Below are 18,439 nucleotides of genomic sequence, written 5' to 3' on the forward strand. Positions count from 1 at the left end.
AATATTATAAATGCAAATTATTTGCAAGGAGGAGAAAATGAAAAAGAAAAGTACTATTTTAATCCTAATACTTGTATTGGGAATTTTATTGACTGCTTGTAAGAAAAATGAAAATACGACAACTATGACTAATGAACAAGTCAAAGAAGAAGTTAATGAAACCCAAGCTAAGAAAACTATTTATGTTAGCAATTATCCTTATTACGACCTTACAAAGGCTATAGTAGGAGACAGGGTAGATTTAGTTAACATTACTAAAAACCAAGGCTTCCACAACTGGGAACCATCTGCCAAAGACTTAGCTGACCTTCAAGAAGCTGATATGTTTATTTATTCAGGTCCAGGCTTAGAAAAGTGGGCCGATGATTTAATAGAAAAAGATTTAATTGGGGGAAGCATTCTTTCCCTATCTGACGGTCTAGATTTATTAAAATCAACTCACAGTCATGACCACAATCACGAAGAAGACCACGACCATGAAGAAGACCATGACCATGACTACGATCACGGAGAGTTTGACCCACATATTTGGTTAAGTTTAAAAAATGCCCAAGTTATTATAAAAAATATAAAAGATCAAGTAACTGAACTTGATCCAGCTAATGCAGATTTTTATGAAGCAAACTATAAAGACCTAAGCCAGAAACTAAAAGACTTAGACGATAAATACGAAGAGACTTTAAAAGACAAAAAGAGAGATGAAATTTTAGTTAGCCATGAAGCCTATGGGTATCTTTGTAGAGATTATAATATTAAGCAAGTTGGGATTGAAGGCATTAATCCTCAAGGCGAACCAAGTCTCCAACAAATTGACAATATTATAAAACTTTGCAAAGACAAGGACATCAAGGTAATTTTTTATGAAGAAAGTATAAGTCCAAAGGTAGCAGACTTAATTGCAAATGAAGTTGGAGCAAGCCTTGAACTATTAAGTCCTATAGAAGTTCTTAGCAAGGACCAAATGGACGCAGGCAAGGGTTATTTAGAAATTATGACAGAAAATTTAAAAGGATTGGACAAGGCGCTTAATGAATAAGGTACTAGAAGTAGAAAATCTATCATTTGCTTATAATAAAAACTTAATTCTAGAGGATATAAATTTTTCTATTAATAAAGGCGACTTTGTGGCTTTAATTGGTGACAATGGCCAAGGGAAAACTACCCTAATGAACTTATTAGTGGGAAAGCTTAAGGCGAATTCTGGAACTATTAATTTTTCACCAGGTGAAAAACTTTCTTATGTTCCACAACTTTCAGCTTCAACTTCTAATAACTTTCCAATTACTGTCAAGGAAATTTTGTCTTTAAATCTTTCTAGAAGGAGGATTTTTCCTAACAAAAAAGAGGAAGATTTAATAGACTCAACCTTAGATTTAATAGGTCTAAGAGATAAGAAAAACTTTGTCTTCCAAGATCTTTCAGGTGGACAAAAACAAAAAGTCATGTTAGGCAAAGCTCTTATTAGTAAACCAAGCTTTCTTTTATTAGATGAACCACTAATTGGTCTAGACGAAAAATCAAAAAAGTCTTTTTTAAAATTATTAATTGACCAATCAAAAATTCACTCTATGACAATAATTATGGTTAGTCACAACATTGAAGACATTAAAGAGGACATTAATAGAATATTTAAAATAGACAAGGGTAGGATGATAGAATGTTAGAACTTTTTCAATATGATTTTTTACAAAGGGCAGTTATTGTTTCTGCCCTTTTGGCTATAGTTATGCCTATGATCGGCATAGTAATTGTAAATAAAAATATTTCTGTTATTGGAGATGCCCTATCTCACACAGCCTTGGCAGGGGTAATTTTTGGTTTAATAATAGGAATTAATCCAATGATATCTACAATTATTGTCTGTCTTTTAGCATCTATCTTAATTGAATTTTTAAGGAAGAACTTTCCAGGCCACTCTTCAATTTCAGCTACAATTGTAATGAGTTTTTCAATTGGCCTAGCTTCAGTTTTAACAGATTTTGTAAAAGTAGGAACAAATTTAGAAGCCTTTTTATTTGGTTCAATTGTCGCAGTAGGCAAGAATGATTTATATATTGTGCTAGCCTTAAGCGTCCTAGTCTTTATATTTTCCCTGTATTTTTATAAGGACCTCCAACACATTTCCTTTGATGAATCATCTGCCAGGGTTTTTAATATAAATGTAGACCTGGTAAATTTTATTTTTACAATTTTAACTGCAATAACTATAGCAATAGCATCTAGGACCATTGGAGTAATGATAGTTTCTTCTATGCTAATTATTCCAGTTGCCTGTTCTATCCAGCTAAAGATGTCTTATTTTAAAACGATAATAGCTTCTTCAATATTTGGTTTTATCTTTATGATATTAGCCTTATTTATATCCTTTTACTTTAATCTAAAGCCTGGAGGAACAACTGTAATACTTGCTACACTAACTTTAATAATAATAACCTTATACAAAAACAAATAAAAAAATCGTTCGCTCTAAATTTTATAGAGGAACGATTTTTATTTTACTTAAACAGGGAAGCTATCCAATCAATTAAGTTTACTAAAAATTCTTTTAGGCCCTGTAAAAAAGATTGGCCTTGGTCTGACTTTAAAAACTCCGCTGCCTTAGAAGAATATTCAATAGCAGTATCAGCTAACTTATTCCAGTCAATATTTGCGTTTTTCATTTTCATAAACAAATCTGCAAGTTGGTCTGCCTGATCATCTGAAATTTTTACATTATTAGATTCAGCTAGATTTAAAATAAGAGTTTTTGCTTCTTCCTTGGTTTCAGGCATATTTTTTGCAAAATCAACTTTTATTATATTCATAAAGTCAGTAACTTCATCAGAAGAATTCATTTTACTAAGGTCATAGGTTAGGACTAACTCTTCATTAGAAATTTCCTTTACTTCTTCTGGTAGGTCCTTGCCAGTTAAGGCCTCATAGGATTTTAAAATTCCAGTCAAGGCTCCAGTGCCAGTAACTTCAAATGGAGCGCTAACGAGGACATCCGCATCAGTAATTCCAGCTGTTAATAAGGCGTTTCTAAACATATCTTCGTTAATATAAATTATCTTGTCTGAAACTTTTATGTTTAGACCAGAACCTTCTTCTCTAAGGGTTAACTTTGCATTTGAAAGGGCCTGGCTGCCGATTTTGTCTGCAGAAATAAATTCACCAAGGTACTTGTGTTCTTCTTCATTAGTAACTTCTATTATTAGAGAATCGCCAGCTTCAAATTCTTCTAAGATTACATTTTTTTGTTCATCAGTTAAATCTGCTCCTAGAGAAATTACTGAATTTACTGAGTCAGCATAAGTAGTATTGTTAATTCCTAATATTAGTAGAGCAAGAAGAAAAATTATTTTAAGATTTCTTTTCATAATAACTCCTTTTTTAAATTTTATTTTTTCAAGTATACCATAGATAAGACTAAAAAAAATAAAAACCAAGGAACTTTAGAAAAACTTTAAAAAACTTCACAGGATTTTCTAAAAGAATTATTAATGGATATTTCTTTAAACAATATTAGCTTAGAAACAACAAATGGCTCCTATAAAAAGAACTTGTAAAGAAAAGTCTTCTATGATAATATTACTTAAGTAAAAGCCACTGTGTCGGAACTGGCAGACGAGACAGACTCAAAATCTGTTATCCTTTGGGGTGTGTGGGTTCGATTCCCACCAGTGGCACCATAGATTTAGTTAGATGTTACTAGATAGCATCAGATTTTCAGAAAGGCTTAAAATACACGTTTTTAGGCCTTTTTATTTTTTGCAAATCTCACTAGATGTCACTGGATAGCACTGGATTTAAATCTACTTCCACACTTTCTCCACACTTTATTCAATGTTAAATTAGTCATTAAACTAAAAAAGTTAGTAAAAAGTATAAAAAATATTCCTTGTCAAATTTTTATAAAGCAATTGAATTTTATAAAATTTTAAAATAGCTTGCTTATGGAAAGCAAATATAGTAAAATCATATTTGAACTTTTGCTGTCATAGCTCAGTAGGTAGAGCGCTACATTGGTAATGTAGAGGTCGGGGGTTCAAATCCCCCTGATAGCTCCATATTTTTTAACCTTGCCACTATCATAGTGGTTATTTTTTTTGTAAACTTTTATTATCACGAAACTTTCACTTAATAAATTTTATATTTGTGTTTAGAAAAATTTTCCAGGGTATATAAGAGATAGTGGTATTAGCACTCAATCAAATAGACTGCTAACAGAGAAGGAGTTGATATGATGTTAGATGAAAGAAAAATGCTGATTCTAACTGAAATTGTGGATTATTATATTAGTTCTGCAGAACCAATTGGATCCAGAACTTTATCAAAAATCCCAGAAATAGGACTTAGCTCAGCCACTATTAGAAATGAAATGAGTGACTTAGAAGACTTAGGGTTTTTAACTAAGACCCACATTTCATCAGGTAGAATTCCTTCAAACAAGGCTTACAGAGAATATGTAAATCATTTCTTTAATGATGGATTAAAAGTTAATAAGAAATATGTTGCTTCCCTTAAAGAGAGCTTAGACTATGGCGGCGAGTCTTTAAAAAACTACTATGAGGCAGCAATTAAGCTTCTAGTAGAAAAGACCAATTACTTAAGCCTAATAGTTTCACCAATTTCAAACACTAGTATTGTAGAGTTTGTAAAGGTTGAAGCCTTAGGTTCTAATAGAATTTTATTTGTTCTAGTAGGTAAATCAGGCCATACTGCTTCTTATATATTAGATAATAGGGGCATAGATGTTGAAACTTCAATTGACGACCTTGAGGACTTTATAAAAAGACTTGTTCTAAAAAAGGACATTGAGGAGATAAAAACAATTATTAAAACCCTTGATAGTGACTTAGTTAATCGAGATTTTTATTTAAAGGTCCTAAAGAAGACTTTAGATTTTTTAGAAGAAGAAGCTTCTTATAATATATATTTAAATGGAATAGGCAATGTTATTAACTACTATGAGGAAGAAGACCATGTAAAATCTTTAATTGATTATTTAGAAGACGAGGCCAATATAATCAATATGTTTTTAAACAACGAAGGAAAAGATGTCCTTAATATAAAAATTGGGGCAGAAAACGATGAAGATATACTAAAGGAATCTTCATTAATATATAGTAATTATGACAATGGTCTAGGACAAAGAGGAAATATAATCCTAATTGGCCCAACTAGAATGGACTATTTGAAAATTGCAAATATTATTTTTAACTTTTCTAAGGCCTTAAGTAATAATGAATAAAGAGGTGATTAAATATGACGGAAGATAAAATTCTCAACGAGGAGGACCTTACTGAAGAAGACTTGTCAACTGAAGAAACACAGAATGAAGATAAGAAAAGCGAAACTTTAGATGAGGAGCAAAAAGAAGACCAACTAATAGAAGATGAGGAAAGCATTTCAGAAGAAGTATCAGTAGATGTAGAAGAATTAAAAAATCAATTAATTAGACTTCAGGCAGATTTTTCTAACTTTAAAAAGAGAGTTGAAAAAGAAAGGGAAGGCTATATTGAACTAGGGGTAAAGAAACTGGCTATAGATTTGTTACCAGTTTTAGACAACCTAGAGAGAGCTTTAAAATCCATTGAAGACTATGCTGGTGATAGCGAAATCTTCAAGGGTATTAATATGATAGATGACCAAATCGTCGATGTTTTAAAAAAGAACAACATTGTAGAAATTAAGGCGGAAGGAGAGAAGTTTGATCCTAACCTTCACCATGCAGTTGCTGTAGTTGAAACAGACGATTTAGATGAAGACATGGTAGTCGATGTATTTCAAAAGGGCTACCAAATAAAGAATAGTGTAATTAGACCATCAATGGTTAGAGTTTCAAAAAAATAAATAAAGGAGAGAATCAATTATGGGAAAAATTATTGGTATAGACTTAGGTACAACAAACTCAGCAGTAGCAGTTATGGAAGGTGGATCACCAGTTATAGTTGCTAACATAGAAGGCAATAGAACAACTCCATCAGTTGTAGCTTTTACAAAAGATGGTGAAAGACTTGTTGGTGAAACAGCAAAGAGACAAGCTATTACAAATCCAGATAGAACTATTTCATCTATAAAAAGAGAAATGGGAACTGACCACAAAATTACAATAGACGGTAAGGACTACACTCCACAAGATATTTCAGCTATGATTTTACAAAAACTAAAGGCTGACACAGAATCTTATTTAGGAGAAAAAGTTACTGAAGCTGTAATTACAGTTCCAGCTTACTTTACAGATGCTCAAAGACAAGCAACAAAAGACGCAGGTCTTATAGCAGGCCTAGATGTAAAGAGAATTATAAACGAACCAACAGCTGCAGCCCTAGCTTATGGTATGGACAAAGAAGAAGGTCAACACAAGATTATGGTTTATGACCTTGGTGGAGGAACCTTTGACGTATCTATCCTTGAACTAGGCGACGGAGTTTTTGAAGTACTTTCAACAAGAGGAAACAACAAACTTGGTGGAGATGACTTTGACCAAGTATTAATTGACTATATAGCAGAAGAATTTAAAAAGGAAAATGGCGTAGACCTTAGAAATGACAAGATGAGTCTACAAAGGGTAAAGGAAGCTGCTGAAAAAGCTAAGAAAGAATTATCATCAGCTTTATCAACTAACATCAACCTACCATTTGTTACTGCTAACGCATCAGGACCACTTCATTTAGACATGGACATTACTAGGGCCAAGTTTAATGAACTAACAGACTTCCTAGTAGAAAAAACTGTAGGACCTGTAAATGATGCTCTTAAAGATGCAGGCCTAAAGGCTTCTGAAATTGAAAAAGTATTACTAGTTGGTGGATCTACAAGAATTCCAGCTGTCCAAGAAAGAGTAAAGAAACTTGTAGGCAAAGAACCACAAAAAGACATTAACCCAGACGAATGTGTAGCCTTAGGTGCTGCTATCCAAGGTGGAGTTTTAAGTGGTGAAGTTAAAGACCTATTACTTCTAGACGTTACCCCACTTTCACTTGGACTAGAAACAATGGGCGGAGTTACTACAAGATTAATTGAAAGGAATACAACAATTCCTACAAAGAAATCTCAAATCTTTACTACTGCAGCTGACAACCAAACATCAGTAGACATTCACGTTCTACAAGGTGAAAGAGAAATGGCTAGAGACAATACAACTCTAGGAAGATTCCAACTTGATGGAATAGCACCAGCAAGAAGAGGAGTTCCACAAATTGAAGTAACCTTTGATATAGATGCCAATGGTATTGTTTCAGTATCAGCAAAAGACCTAGGAACAGGTAAGGAACAATCAATTAAGATAACTGCTTCTTCAAACTTAAGCAAGGAAGAAATTGACAAGAAAGTAAAAGAAGCTGAAATGTATGCTGAAGAAGATAAGAAAAACAAGGAAGCAATTGAAGTTAAAAACAATGCCGACTCTGCAGTATACCAAGCTGAAAAGACCTTAGAAGAAGCTAAAGACACAATTGATGCAGCAGACAAGGAAAAAATAGAAGGAATCATTGCTGAATTAAAACCATTAATTGATAATGGCTCAACAGAAGAAATTAAGGCAAAGACTGAAGAATTAACCCAAGCCTTCTATGCTGTAAGCGAAAAAATGTACCAACAAGCTCAAGCAAGCCAAGACCAAGGTCAAGCAGGATCTGAAACAGTAGAAGATGCAGACTACGAAGTAGTAGACGAAGACGACCAAGAATAGAAAATAAAAACATAAGGCTAACTTAGCAGATTTTTATAATTTGCTAAGTTGCTTTATTTTTTTTTACATATCTATTATAATTATTTAATGGAGAAAATTAAGGAGAAACAATGAGAGACTTTTATGAGATATTAGGCATTGGAAGAGATGCTGATACAAATGAAATAAAAAGAGCTTATAGAAAGCTAGCAAAAAAATACCATCCTGACTTAAATCCAGGAGACGAAGAAGCAGAAAAAAACTTTAAAGAAGTTACTGCTGCCTACGAAGTCCTAGTAGATGAAGAAAAAAGATCAATATACGATAGATACGGTGAAGACGGATTAAGGTCTAACTATTCTGCCAGCGATTTTTCAGGCTTTGGAGATATATTTGACGACCTCTTTGATATATTTGGCGGAGGCTTTAGTCAAACTTATAGGACTAGGGACACAAATGGCCCAAGGCGTGGCGCAGATTTGCAAGTGCCACTAAAGATTTCCTTTAAAGAGGCTATGTTAGGAGCAGAAAAGGAAATAAAAGTTCACAGAGAAGAAGAGTGTAAGACCTGTCACGGCAAGAAAACAGAAGATACAAGCTCCATCCACACCTGCCCAAAGTGCAATGGTAGAGGAACTATAAACCATGTACAAAACTCTATCCTTGGACAAATGATTCAAACAGTAACTTGTCCAGATTGTAATGGAAGTGGTGAAATTGTAGATAAGCCATGTAAGGACTGTAATGGAAGTGGTAGAGAAAATGTTAAAAAGACAATTAAAGTTAGCATTCCTAAGGGAGTAGATACTGGATCAGTTATATCCCTAGGAGGCCAAGGCAACCAAGGTATTAATGGAGGTCCAGCAGGAGATCTTTTAATTTATATAGAAGTTGAAGAAGACCAAGTCTTTAAAAGAAGAGGGGCAGACCTTTATGTAGAAGTGCCAATTGCCTACTCTCAAGCAGTTCTTGGCGGAACAGTAAAAGTTCCAACAATATCTGAAATGATAGAAGAAAAAGTACCTAAGGGAACTGAATCAGGAGATATAATAAAAATTAAAGGCAAGGGAGCTCCTTATTTAAGAGGCTCTGGCTCAGGCGACCTTTATGTGTCTTATAAAATTCACGTACCAAAAAAGGTTTCAGAAGAAGAAGAAAAACTTTTAAAGGACCTTCTAGTTGCCCAAGGTGGACAGATAGAAAAGAGCGAAAAAGGATTTTTTGAAAAGATAAAGGATTTTTTTGATTAATGGAAAATAAATGGAATGAACTAACAATAATATGCCAATATGATCTTTGGCCAAGGCTAGAAGAATTTTTATATGAAAAAGATTTATATTCATTTGAACTAATTGACCCAAGAATGGAAAATATTGACAATGACTCTAACCGTTGGGACTTTATAGAAGAGGATATTTTTAAAGATGCCTTTGACGGTATTACTGTAAAATTATATTCTTCAGATGATGACGCCCTTGACCTAAAAGAAATTTCTAAAGAAATAGAAAATAAAAAATTAGGCAAGACTTATTTAGAATTAATTGATGACCAAGACTGGCGAAACAACTGGAAGGCCTTTTATGAAGTTCAAGAAATTGGCCCAAAAGTTGTTATAAAACCTTCTTGGGAATCTTATGACAACAAAGAAGACAAGGTAGTTATTGAACTTGATCCTGGCATGGCCTTTGGAACAGGCGGCCACGAAACTACAAGAATGTGCCTAGAACTTTTACAAAAGTATTTAAAGGCAGATGACAAGATTTTAGATATTGGTTGCGGATCTGGAATTCTATCAGTAGCTGGAAAACTTCTTGGTGCTTCTAAAGTAATTGGAGCAGACCTAGATGAAAAGGCTGTAGAAATTTCTAAGAAAAACGCTGACCACAATAAGGCAGATGTTGATTTTAAAACTTCAAATTTATTTTCAGAAATTGACTCTAAAGGAGACCTTATAATTGCAAATATTGTTGCAGAAATTATAGTCGTCCTTATAGACCAAGTTAGAGACTACTTAGAAGCAGATGGTACTCTTATTTGCTCAGGGATTATAGAGGAAAAGTCAGCCTTAGTTGAAGAAGCCTTAGAAAAAAATGGCTTTGAACTTGTAGAAAAGATGACAGAAAATGAATGGGTTGCCTTAGTAGCGAGGGATAAACATGCATAGGATTTTTGCAAATACCACTAACATTGATGGAGATATTTTTATCATTCCAGAAACTGACCAATTTCATATGGAAAGAGTTTTAAGGTTTAAAGAAGGAGAAAGCTTTGAAGCTGTTGTTGGTGATACCTTATATGAACTAATTTATTTAGAAACAGACAAGGCAAAAATTATTTCTTTTGAAAAACTTGACCTGATAAAAAAACCAAATATAAACTTGTTTTTCTCAATTTTAAAGGGAGACAAGACAGATTTTGTCTTACAAAAATGTACAGAAATTGGTGTTACCAATTTTTATCCTATGATTACAATGAGAACAGTTGTAGACATTAGAGGCAAGGAAAAAAATAGACAAGACAGATGGCAGAGAATTGTAAACGACGCCAGCAAACAGTCTAAATCAACTTTTATTCCAACTGTTCATTATCCAATAGAGATAACAGGTGTCTTTGATAAAATTTATAAAAATGATTTTTCTATAGTTCCTTACGAAGGTGAAAAGAGAACTACAATAAAACAAGCCTTAGATTACTATAATGGAGGCGATATTAATATTTTTATCGGTCCAGAAGGTGGCTTTGACGATATTGAAATAAAGGCTTTAACCAGGTCAGGAATTAGGTCTGTCTCCCTAGGGGAAAAAATTTTAAGGGCCGAAACTGCATCTATGGTTGCATTGGTGAATATAATTTATGAACTTGACTTATAAAAACAAGGTAAAATTTCATACTCTGGGTTGTAAGGTAAACCAATACGAAACAGAAGCGGCCAGTGAACTTTTTGAAAAAGCTGGCTACGAAGTCATAGAAGAAGACTTTCCAGCTGATGTTTATGTTATAAATACCTGCACAGTTACTTCCTTGTCTGATAGCAAGTCTAGGCAGATTATAAGAAGGTCTAAAAGGGAAAATCCAAATTCAATTATGGTTGTAATGGGATGTTATTCCCAGGTATCTGCTGAAGAAGTTGCTGACATTGAAGGTGTCGATATAGTTATTGGCACAACAGAGAGAAATGAAATAGTTGAACTTGTTGAAAAATTTAAAAATAAAAAAGAACAAATTAATATAGTTAGAGATATAAAAAAGGATAAGACCTTCCAGCCTTTAGACATTAAGGCAATTAAAAATATGACTAGGGCCTATTTAAAAGTCCAAGATGGCTGCAACAGATATTGTTCCTACTGTATAATTCCCTATGCCAGAGGAAACATTAGGTCTAGAGATCCAAGGGATGTAGTTGCTGAAGTAGAAATGCTTAGCCAAAACGGCTATAAAGAAGTTGTCCTAACTGGAATTCATGTTGCATCATACGGTAAAGACTTAGATAACTTTGATCTTTTAAAGCTAATTGAAGTCATTCATCCAATTGAGGGTATAGAGAGAATAAGACTATCATCCCTAGAGCCAAGACTGATAACAGAAGAATTCTTACAAGGAGTTTCAAAACTTCCAAAATTCTGCGACCACTTTCACTTATCCTTACAAAGTGGATCTAACACAGTTTTACAGAGAATGAATAGAAAATACACTAGAGAAGATTATTTAGAGACCGTTGAGAGAATAAGACGCTACTATCCTAAGGCTGGAATAACAACTGACATAATAGTTGGTTTTCCAGGAGAGACAGAAGAAGAATTTCAAGAGACCATTGACTTAGTAAAAAAAGTTTCTTTCTCAAGAGTCCACATATTTAAATATTCTATTAGAAAGGGAACTCCAGCTGCAACTATGAAGGGGCAAGTTAATGGCAAGGTAAAAAACGCCAGGTCTAGAGAATTAATTGCCCTAACTGAGTCTTTAAGATCAGACTTTGAAAGTTCATTTATTGGCAAGGACATGGAAGTTTTAGTCGAGAGAAAAACTGACGGACTTTATCATGGCCACACTAGTAACTATGTTGAAGTATTTTTTACAGGCAAGGGAGATTATTTTAATACGTTAGTAAAAGTAGAAATAACAGATTTTATAGATGGCAAACTAAGAGGAAGGGCCAAAGGAGGAAAAAATGACTGATTGTATATTTTGTAAAATTATAGGAGGAGAAATTCCTTCTAAGAAAGTCTATGAAGACGAATTTGTTTATGCCTTTAATGACTTGGAACCACAAGCACCAGTTCACGTTCTTGTAATTCCAAAAAAACACATTTCTAATGTAGACGAAATCGTAGAAGAAGACAAAGAGCTAATTGGCCATATTTATTTATCAATTAGCAAAATCGCCAAGGACCTTGGACTTGAAAAGGGATACAGGGTTGTAGTTAATAACAAAGAACACGGAGGCCAATCTGTAAGTCATTTACACTTCCATCTACTAGGTGGCAGACAAATGACTTGGCCAGCAGGTTAATAAGTTTTTAAAATGACTGAGATTTTATCTTGGTCATTTTTTTGTAAGAAAAAACTTTTCGGGTATAAGTGTCTATATAAAGTTGTGAAATCTTGTGATATACTTTTGTTAGGTGAAACAATGGAGAGAAAAAATATTAAATCAGACTTTATAAATATAAATACAGAAGATAAATCATATTTTGGTGGATCAGTCGATCTTTTAGAATACGACTTAGACTTAAAAGATTTCTCTAAAGCCCAAGCATCAGGATTTTTTGCCCTGACAGACCTTTTAATTTACGAATTTGCAAAATATTCTGAGACCAAGGGAACTAGGGGAGACCTTAATTTTGATTTTGACTCTTATAGTAAGTTTTTAAGAAACTACATAGACTCAAAAGCCTACAGGTATTTTGGGTTTTTAAGTCTTAGGTCAATTGAAGCTTACATTAAAAGACTGGCAGACAAGAGAAGGATTGAAATAAAAGCTAACTACTATGCTAATTTTATTTCACAAAATATTTTTATAAAAATTATAGACCAGGCTCTTGAGAGAGACCATCCGCTTTTAATGGAGCTTGGGCTAAGGCAGGGCTTTGACTATCCAAAGTATGCCTTAATTATAGGAAGAGAAGACGACAGTTTAATACTTGCATCTAGGGGAGAGAAGAAAGTAGAAAAAATTTCAAACATTTTTTCCTATTCTGATTATCGTCTAGGTTTACTTTATATTGAAGCGTATTTATAAAATCTACAGGGAGGTTAAAGATGGATTACAAAAAAACTTATGAAAAATGGTTAAATTCAAAAACAATAGACCAGGCTACAAAAGATGAACTAAAAAATCTTACAGACCAAGGAGAAATTGAAGATAGGTTTTATAAGAACCTAGAGTTTGGAACAGCAGGCCTACGTGGAATAATTGGAGCAGGAACAAATAGGATGAACAAGTACACAGTAGGCAAGGCCAGCCAAGCCCTAGCTGAAGTTATAAAAGACTATGGTAAAGAAGCTATGGACAAGGGCGTTGCCATAGCCTATGACGTAAGAAACTACTCTGATGTATTTTCAAAACTTGCAGCAAGTATTTTAGCTGCCAATGGAGTTAAGGTTTATTTATTTAAAGGCATTAGACCAACTCCAATGCTTTCTTTTGCTATTAGGTATTTAAAAACCCAATCAGGTATAGTTGTAACAGCCTCTCACAATCCTAAAAACTACAACGGCTACAAGGTTTATTGGGAAGAAGGAGCACAAATTCTAGACGTTCACGCCAATCAAATTTCTGAAAAAATAAGCAAGCTAAACTTTGAAGATATTAATTGGGGGTCTTTTGATGACCTAGTAGACCAAGGAAAAATAATTCTAATAGGCGAAGAAGTTGACGAAGCTTATTACAAGGAAGTACTTTCAAGGAAAGTAAATGACGATGTCGATAAAAATGTAAATATAGTTTATTCACCACTAAATGGAACTGGAAATATACCTGTTAGAACTGTTTTAGACAGACGTGGTTTTACAAATGTAAATTTAGTAGAAGAACAAACACAGCCAGATGGAACTTTTCCAACTATTGAATATCCAAACCCAGAAGATACTAAGGCCTTTGAATATGGGTTAAACCTTGCGAAAAAAATTGACGCAGATATTATTATTGCAACAGATCCTGACTGCGACAGAGTTGCCATGATGGGTAAAAAGCCTGATGGATCTTATTATGCCTTTAACGGCAACCAAACTGGAGTTCTTTTAATAAACTACATCTTAAACGGCCTAAAAGACAATAATAAATTGCTATCTAATGGAGCCATTGTAAAATCAATAGTAACTGGAGAAATGGCCAAGGCTATTTGTGACGACTTTAATGTTTCTATGTTTTCAACCTTAACTGGTTTTAAAAATATTTGTTCTCTAGCAAATATTTGGGACCAAACAAAGGAATACGAATTTATTTTTGGCTATGAAGAATCAATTGGTTACACCTATGGAGACTATGTAAGAGACAAAGACGCAGTTATTTCATCTATGCTTATAGCTGAAATGGCTGGCTACTATAAAAAAGAGGGCAAGAGACTTTATCAAGTTCTATATGACCTTTATGAAAAGTACGGCTACTATAAGGAAAAATTAATTTCCTTAACCTTAAAGGGTATAGAGGGTTCAATGAGAATTAAAAAGATGATGGATGTAGTTAGAAAAGAACCATTTGAATCTATTGGTGATTTAAAAGTTTCTAGTGTCAAAGATTATTTGACAGACGATCCTCTAGTAGGAAAATCAAATGTATTAGAATACAGATTAGAAGATGGCTCTTGGTTTTCTGTAAGACCATCTGGAACTGAACCAAAAATTAAACTCTATATTTACTCTAAAGACAAGGAAGAAGCAAAAGCGATAGAAAAAATATCTATGATAGAAGATGTTGTTCTTGGTAGATTAAATTCAATTGAATAAAAATTTTAGAACCTGACCCTGTGTTAGGTTCTTTTTAATATAGCAAAACGTTTCTTTTTCTGCTATTATTTAATATATAAAGAGGTGATTTTATGAATTTAATTGTAGACATTGATCCATATTTAAAAAAAGCTTATAAGATTAAACAGTTTTCCTCAGCAGACGACCTAGAGGCAGAAGACTTTTCTATAGAAATAAACACTAGGGCCATTAATTATGCTAGAATTTTTTCTATGTTTGATATTTCATCTGAGATTTTTACTTATCTGGGAGGTTTTGTAGGAGACAATTACAGGGAGCTTTTAAAAAGAGAAAATACCTTGGGCCAAATTATAAATATTAAAGACTCAACTAGGGAAAAGCTTTTTATTTATGATGGAATAAGAGATTTAAAAATTTATTCAAAAACACCCCGTATTACTAATGACGAAAGAAATAATATTTATGAAGGCTATTTAGAAACTATAAGGAAAAGTGACTTTATAATTCTTCCTGAGACTAATAATTCTATTTATGAAGAAGAGTTTTATATAAACTTTATAAATGTTGCCTTTAAGGCTGGGAAAAAATTAGCTCTTATTACCAACAAAAATAACATTAATAAATTAATTTCTTATAGACCACACACAATTCTTGTAGACAGAAAGGCCTTAGAATCTTATGCCAAGAAAGAACTAAATTTTAACTGGGAGATTAACAATGTAATTAAGAACCTAATTGACCTTGGCATAAAATACGTTATCTATTATTCTGACAAGGCCACAGTTCAAGTCCAAGACAAAGATAATATAGTTACAAGTTTTGGGGAAGGCTTTGACTTTGATAGAAAAAACAAGGACAAGGTCCTGGCAGGTTTTATTGCATCAATAAATAAAAACTATGACCTTGAAATGGCAGCTAAAATTGCTCTAGCTGCAAGCAAGCTAGAACTAAAAAGAGAAGAACTAAATAGAGACGCTGGAACAATAAAGGCCAGCATTAATAATATAGAAATTGAGCAGGCAAATGTTAGAAAATAAAATAAAGATTCTCCATATAGCTGATGTTCATCTAGGAAGAGACTTTAATTTTTCTAGCAAAAAAGTTAATGAATCCCAGGTTCGTAAAGAAGAAATCTGGGATTCTTTTGAGAAGTCTTTAAGCTTTGCTGAAGACGAAGGAGTTGAAATAGTTTTAATTCCAGGTGATCTTTATGACAATGACAAAATTACTAAGTCAAACTTAGACAGGCTTTCCTTTATTTTTGAAAAATTTTCTAAAATGAGATTTTATATTAGCCTAGGCAACCACGACCACCTAAGTCCAAAGTCTGACTATTTAAAAAAGATTTCTTCAAATAACGTCCATATTTTTTCTGATTTTTTAGAATATAGAGAATATAAAAACATAAGGATTTATGGCTTTTCTTGGGACAGGGTTGAATATCAAAAAAATCCTCTAAGGTTCATTGACTTAGATAAGTCTTATACAAACATTTTATCAATTCACGGAACAGACTCGAGCCTTTCTGACTATTTGCCCTTGGATATAAAATATTTAGAAGACTTAGGCTTTGATTATATAGCCCTAGGCCATATTCATCAGCCCAAAAAAGCAGGCAGACTTTCTTATTATCCAGGATGTCTAGAGCCCCTATCATTTAATAACCTTGGTCCACACGGCGGACTTTTAGTAGAATTTTCTGGCAAGGAAGCCAAGGTTGACTTTATTAAAATGGCCCAAAGGTCCTATTATGATTTAGACTTTGATGTATCTGAAATCTCTGCCAATAAGGATTTGTTTAAGGGCTTGATGAAAATATTTACAGACATAAAGAGGACAGACATAATAAGATTAAATCTCTTAGGAAGAAAGTCTAAAAATCTAGATTTTGAAGAGTTAGAAACCATTCTTAAAAGAGACTATAGTCTAATTTATATAGTTGATAAGACAAGTCCGAAAATTAACTTTCAAAGACTTTTAGCAGCAAACAAGGACAACATTATTGGCAGGTACTTTGATTATGTCTTTAATAATTATGACGAAAAAGACCAAAGACAGCTAGTGAAAATTGGCCTTGAATCTTTTGACCTAGGTGATAGCTATGAAGATTAGAAAACTAAATATTTCATCTTATGGCCAACTAATAGACAAGGAAATCAACTTTAAAAAAGGTTTAAATGTAGTTATTGGTCCTAACGAGTCAGGCAAGTCTACTATTAGGTCTTTTATATTTAATTTATTTTTTGGGGGAACTCTTCCAGGGTCAACTCGAGCAGTTTATACCAAGGACTATGACAAATATATTCCATGGAACTCAAACCGCTATGAAGGATCTGGCCTAATAGAAGACGAAAAAAAGACCTATCACATTTATAGAAACTTTAATAAGGGCTTTGAAAAATTTTCTGTTTTTGATTCGGAGACAGGAAGAGACTCTAGAGACCATTTTAATATTGATACCAGTAGAAAGGTCCAAGCCTTTGACGAAAATTATTTTGGCATAAACGAATCGACTTTAAGAGATATTTTTGAAATAACTGACGACAATCAAATGAAAAACAGATTGTCCTATGATTTGAAAGATAGGATTATCAATCATTTCTCTAGCCAGTCTGAAGATATATCTATTGGACAAGTTATAGAAAACATCGAGACCAAGGCCTATACAAAAGAAGACAAAAAAGAACTTAAGCATTTGACCAGATCATTAGAAGATATTAATAGACAAATTAGTTTATCCTATGACAGGGAAGATACTGATGAGATTTTAATAAAGTCTATGGACCTAGATAGGGAAATCAACAAGCTAAAAGAAGATTTGGAAATCCTAGAAGAAGATCTTGACCAAAGTCTGAGACAAAGACCAGATACGGAAAGCAGACAAGAAGAGAGAAGACTTTTATTAGAAAAAATTAATACTGAAGACGAAATCAAAGACCTAGAAGAGTCTCTTTCTAGCAAAAGTTTTTTACAAATAATAAATTTTTCATTTGTTTTGCCAGCACTTATATTTTTTATTTACTTCTTTAAATATAAAAGTATGCAGCTTTTAATAACAGGCCTTGCATTAACTTTAATCCTTGGACTTTTGAGATTGTCTTATGGATATTTTAAGAGTAAAAGTCAGGAGAAAACCAAGGCTAAACTTCGAATTCTCTATAATGACTTAGACGGACTTATAGAAGCCTTAAAAATCCAAGAAGGATCTAATTTATATATAGAAGAAGATTCCTTGGATTTAATTGAAAAGATTAATAATCTTAAAGACACAATTAACGAAAGGGCCATTCAAAGAGAAGTTTTTTATAGCCAAGTAAAAGAAAGAGACAGGGACTTAGAAAATCTTAGGCTCTTAGACCAAGAGAAAAAAGACATCTTAGATAAAATTGCAGACTTAAATTTTAAAAGTCAGATGAAAGACACTGCCGTTGAAATAATTGAAAAGCTATCCAAGGTAAAATTTGAAACAGTTTCTACAAATCTAATTGAAGACTGTTCTGATTTTATAAAAATTATTACTAATAATAAATACAGCAAGCTTTTAATTAATGAAGATTTAGACCTTTTACTTTTTGATAATAGCTTACAAAAGTTTGTATATATAGAAGATCTGAGCAAGGCTACAATTGGTCAAGTTTATCTAGCCTATAGGTTAGGACTTATTGTAAATTCAGGTGTAGATTTTCCAATAATTATTGACGATGGTTTTTCTCTCTACGACATGAATAGAAATGAGGCCAGTTTAAAACTTTTAGAAAAACTTTCTGAAGATTATCAAATTATTTTGTTTACAAGTAATACAAGGGATTTAATTTTAGATCCAGCAAATATAAATATTATAAAATTATGGAGTTAAAT

Annotated in this window: 17 protein-coding genes and 2 tRNA genes; 18 read left to right on the forward strand and 1 reads right to left on the reverse strand. The window is 33.0% G+C overall.

The window, feature by feature from the left end:
* Positions 1–37: 37 nt before the first annotated feature.
* The 3 genes from BN2667_RS03530 to BN2667_RS03540 are packed head-to-tail and all read left to right on the forward strand — an operon-like array spanning position 38 to position 2,452.
* The gene (locus tag BN2667_RS03530) at positions 38–1,036 is read left to right on the forward strand and encodes a metal ABC transporter solute-binding protein, Zn/Mn family (RefSeq protein ID WP_054251940.1); all 999 of its coding nucleotides are present in this window, start codon (positions 38–40) and stop codon (positions 1,034–1,036) included.
* Complete coding sequence (locus tag BN2667_RS03535; RefSeq protein ID WP_054251941.1) at positions 1,029–1,664, forward strand: metal ABC transporter ATP-binding protein; 636 nt, start codon at positions 1,029–1,031, stop codon at positions 1,662–1,664. The genes BN2667_RS03530 and BN2667_RS03535 overlap by 8 nt, the downstream gene beginning before the upstream one ends.
* Positions 1,658–2,452, forward strand: coding sequence for a metal ABC transporter permease (locus tag BN2667_RS03540; RefSeq protein WP_054251942.1), 795 nt, complete (start codon positions 1,658–1,660; stop codon positions 2,450–2,452). Before BN2667_RS03535 ends, BN2667_RS03540 begins: the two co-directional genes overlap by 7 nt.
* 43 nt (positions 2,453–2,495) lie before the next feature.
* Here BN2667_RS03540 and BN2667_RS03545 read toward each other — a convergent pair whose 3' ends face one another.
* Complete coding sequence (locus BN2667_RS03545; protein WP_054251943.1) at positions 2,496–3,359, reverse strand: DUF1002 domain-containing protein; 864 nt, start codon at positions 3,357–3,359, stop codon at positions 2,496–2,498.
* Positions 3,360–3,584: 225 nt separating this feature from the next.
* Here BN2667_RS03545 and BN2667_RS03550 point away from each other — a divergent pair.
* The 15 genes from BN2667_RS03550 to BN2667_RS03620 all read left to right on the forward strand — a co-directional run bounded on the left by BN2667_RS03550 (position 3,585) and on the right by BN2667_RS03620 (position 18,437).
* A tRNA-Leu gene (locus BN2667_RS03550) sits at positions 3,585–3,671 on the forward strand.
* 302 nt (positions 3,672–3,973) lie between these two features.
* A tRNA-Thr gene (locus BN2667_RS03555) sits at positions 3,974–4,049 on the forward strand.
* Between the two features lie 173 nt (positions 4,050–4,222).
* Positions 4,223–5,233 carry a heat-inducible transcriptional repressor HrcA gene (hrcA, locus tag BN2667_RS03560; RefSeq protein WP_082380180.1) on the forward strand — a complete coding sequence of 337 codons (1,011 nt, stop codon included), beginning with the start codon at positions 4,223–4,225 and terminating at the stop codon, positions 5,231–5,233.
* Positions 5,234–5,247: 14 nt separating this feature from the next.
* Positions 5,248–5,835 carry a nucleotide exchange factor GrpE gene (grpE, locus tag BN2667_RS03565; RefSeq protein ID WP_054251945.1) on the forward strand — a complete coding sequence of 196 codons (588 nt, stop codon included), beginning with the start codon at positions 5,248–5,250 and terminating at the stop codon, positions 5,833–5,835.
* Positions 5,836–5,854: 19 nt separating this feature from the next.
* Positions 5,855–7,675: a molecular chaperone DnaK gene (gene dnaK / locus BN2667_RS03570; protein ID WP_054251946.1), complete on the forward strand. Its 1,821-nt coding sequence runs from the start codon at positions 5,855–5,857 to the stop codon at positions 7,673–7,675.
* Positions 7,676–7,785: 110 nt separating this feature from the next.
* Positions 7,786–8,904, forward strand: a complete 1,119-nt coding sequence (gene dnaJ, locus BN2667_RS03575) for a molecular chaperone DnaJ (RefSeq protein ID WP_054251947.1) — start codon at positions 7,786–7,788, stop codon at positions 8,902–8,904.
* Positions 8,904–9,818 carry a 50S ribosomal protein L11 methyltransferase gene (prmA, locus tag BN2667_RS03580; RefSeq protein WP_054251948.1) on the forward strand — a complete coding sequence of 305 codons (915 nt, stop codon included), beginning with the start codon at positions 8,904–8,906 and terminating at the stop codon, positions 9,816–9,818. Before dnaJ ends, prmA begins: the two co-directional genes overlap by 1 nt.
* Positions 9,811–10,524, forward strand: coding sequence for an RsmE family RNA methyltransferase (locus BN2667_RS03585; protein WP_054251949.1), 714 nt, complete (start codon positions 9,811–9,813; stop codon positions 10,522–10,524). The genes prmA and BN2667_RS03585 overlap by 8 nt, the downstream gene beginning before the upstream one ends.
* Positions 10,508–11,830, forward strand: coding sequence for a tRNA (N(6)-L-threonylcarbamoyladenosine(37)-C(2))-methylthiotransferase MtaB (gene mtaB, locus BN2667_RS03590; protein ID WP_054251950.1), 1,323 nt, complete (start codon positions 10,508–10,510; stop codon positions 11,828–11,830). Before BN2667_RS03585 ends, mtaB begins: the two co-directional genes overlap by 17 nt.
* Positions 11,823–12,164 (forward strand): histidine triad nucleotide-binding protein, encoded by a 342-nt coding sequence (locus tag BN2667_RS03595; protein ID WP_054251951.1) that lies wholly within the window; start codon positions 11,823–11,825, stop codon positions 12,162–12,164. The genes mtaB and BN2667_RS03595 overlap by 8 nt, the downstream gene beginning before the upstream one ends.
* Positions 12,165–12,284: 120 nt before the next feature.
* The gene (locus BN2667_RS03600; RefSeq protein ID WP_054251952.1) at positions 12,285–12,893 is read left to right on the forward strand and encodes a hypothetical protein; all 609 of its coding nucleotides are present in this window, start codon (positions 12,285–12,287) and stop codon (positions 12,891–12,893) included.
* Between the two features lie 20 nt (positions 12,894–12,913).
* Entirely contained in the window at positions 12,914–14,599 is a 1,686-nt protein-coding gene (locus tag BN2667_RS03605) for a phospho-sugar mutase (RefSeq protein WP_054251953.1), read from the forward strand.
* Positions 14,600–14,691: 92 nt separating this feature from the next.
* The gene (locus tag BN2667_RS03610; protein WP_054251954.1) at positions 14,692–15,618 is read left to right on the forward strand and encodes a carbohydrate kinase family protein; all 927 of its coding nucleotides are present in this window, start codon (positions 14,692–14,694) and stop codon (positions 15,616–15,618) included.
* A complete protein-coding gene (locus tag BN2667_RS03615; protein ID WP_054251955.1) occupies positions 15,605–16,693 on the forward strand; it encodes a metallophosphoesterase family protein in 1,089 nt (362 codons plus the stop codon). The genes BN2667_RS03610 and BN2667_RS03615 overlap by 14 nt, the downstream gene beginning before the upstream one ends.
* Positions 16,683–18,437, forward strand: coding sequence for an ATP-binding protein (locus tag BN2667_RS03620; protein ID WP_054251956.1), 1,755 nt, complete (start codon positions 16,683–16,685; stop codon positions 18,435–18,437). Before BN2667_RS03615 ends, BN2667_RS03620 begins: the two co-directional genes overlap by 11 nt.
* Positions 18,438–18,439: the final 2 nt, after the last annotated feature.

Source organism: Neofamilia massiliensis (assembly GCF_001299475.1).
Lineage (GTDB): Bacteria > Bacillota > Clostridia > Tissierellales > Peptoniphilaceae > Neofamilia > Neofamilia massiliensis.

Bases quoted from the DNA above. Each gene is read 5' to 3' on its own strand.
- BN2667_RS03615 (WP_054251955.1), top strand. From the start codon at position 15,605: ATGTTAGAAAATAAAATAAAGATTCTCCATATAGCTGATGTTCATCTA.
- dnaK (WP_054251946.1), top strand. From the start codon at position 5,855: ATGGGAAAAATTATTGGTATAGACTTAGGTACAACAAACTCAGCAGTA.
- BN2667_RS03620 (WP_054251956.1), top strand. From the start codon at position 16,683: ATGAAGATTAGAAAACTAAATATTTCATCTTATGGCCAACTAATAGAC.
- BN2667_RS03545 (WP_054251943.1), bottom strand. From the start codon at position 3,359: ATGAAAAGAAATCTTAAAATAATTTTTCTTCTTGCTCTACTAATATTA.
- BN2667_RS03610 (WP_054251954.1), top strand. From the start codon at position 14,692: ATGAATTTAATTGTAGACATTGATCCATATTTAAAAAAAGCTTATAAG.
- BN2667_RS03600 (WP_054251952.1), top strand. From the start codon at position 12,285: ATGGAGAGAAAAAATATTAAATCAGACTTTATAAATATAAATACAGAA.
- mtaB (WP_054251950.1), top strand. From the start codon at position 10,508: ATGAACTTGACTTATAAAAACAAGGTAAAATTTCATACTCTGGGTTGT.
- grpE (WP_054251945.1), top strand. From the start codon at position 5,248: ATGACGGAAGATAAAATTCTCAACGAGGAGGACCTTACTGAAGAAGAC.
- prmA (WP_054251948.1), top strand. From the start codon at position 8,904: ATGGAAAATAAATGGAATGAACTAACAATAATATGCCAATATGATCTT.
- BN2667_RS03540 (WP_054251942.1), top strand. From the start codon at position 1,658: ATGTTAGAACTTTTTCAATATGATTTTTTACAAAGGGCAGTTATTGTT.
- BN2667_RS03585 (WP_054251949.1), top strand. From the start codon at position 9,811: ATGCATAGGATTTTTGCAAATACCACTAACATTGATGGAGATATTTTT.
- BN2667_RS03535 (WP_054251941.1), top strand. From the start codon at position 1,029: ATGAATAAGGTACTAGAAGTAGAAAATCTATCATTTGCTTATAATAAA.
- BN2667_RS03595 (WP_054251951.1), top strand. From the start codon at position 11,823: ATGACTGATTGTATATTTTGTAAAATTATAGGAGGAGAAATTCCTTCT.
- BN2667_RS03530 (WP_054251940.1), top strand. From the start codon at position 38: ATGAAAAAGAAAAGTACTATTTTAATCCTAATACTTGTATTGGGAATT.
- hrcA (WP_082380180.1), top strand. From the start codon at position 4,223: ATGATGTTAGATGAAAGAAAAATGCTGATTCTAACTGAAATTGTGGAT.
- BN2667_RS03605 (WP_054251953.1), top strand. From the start codon at position 12,914: ATGGATTACAAAAAAACTTATGAAAAATGGTTAAATTCAAAAACAATA.
- dnaJ (WP_054251947.1), top strand. From the start codon at position 7,786: ATGAGAGACTTTTATGAGATATTAGGCATTGGAAGAGATGCTGATACA.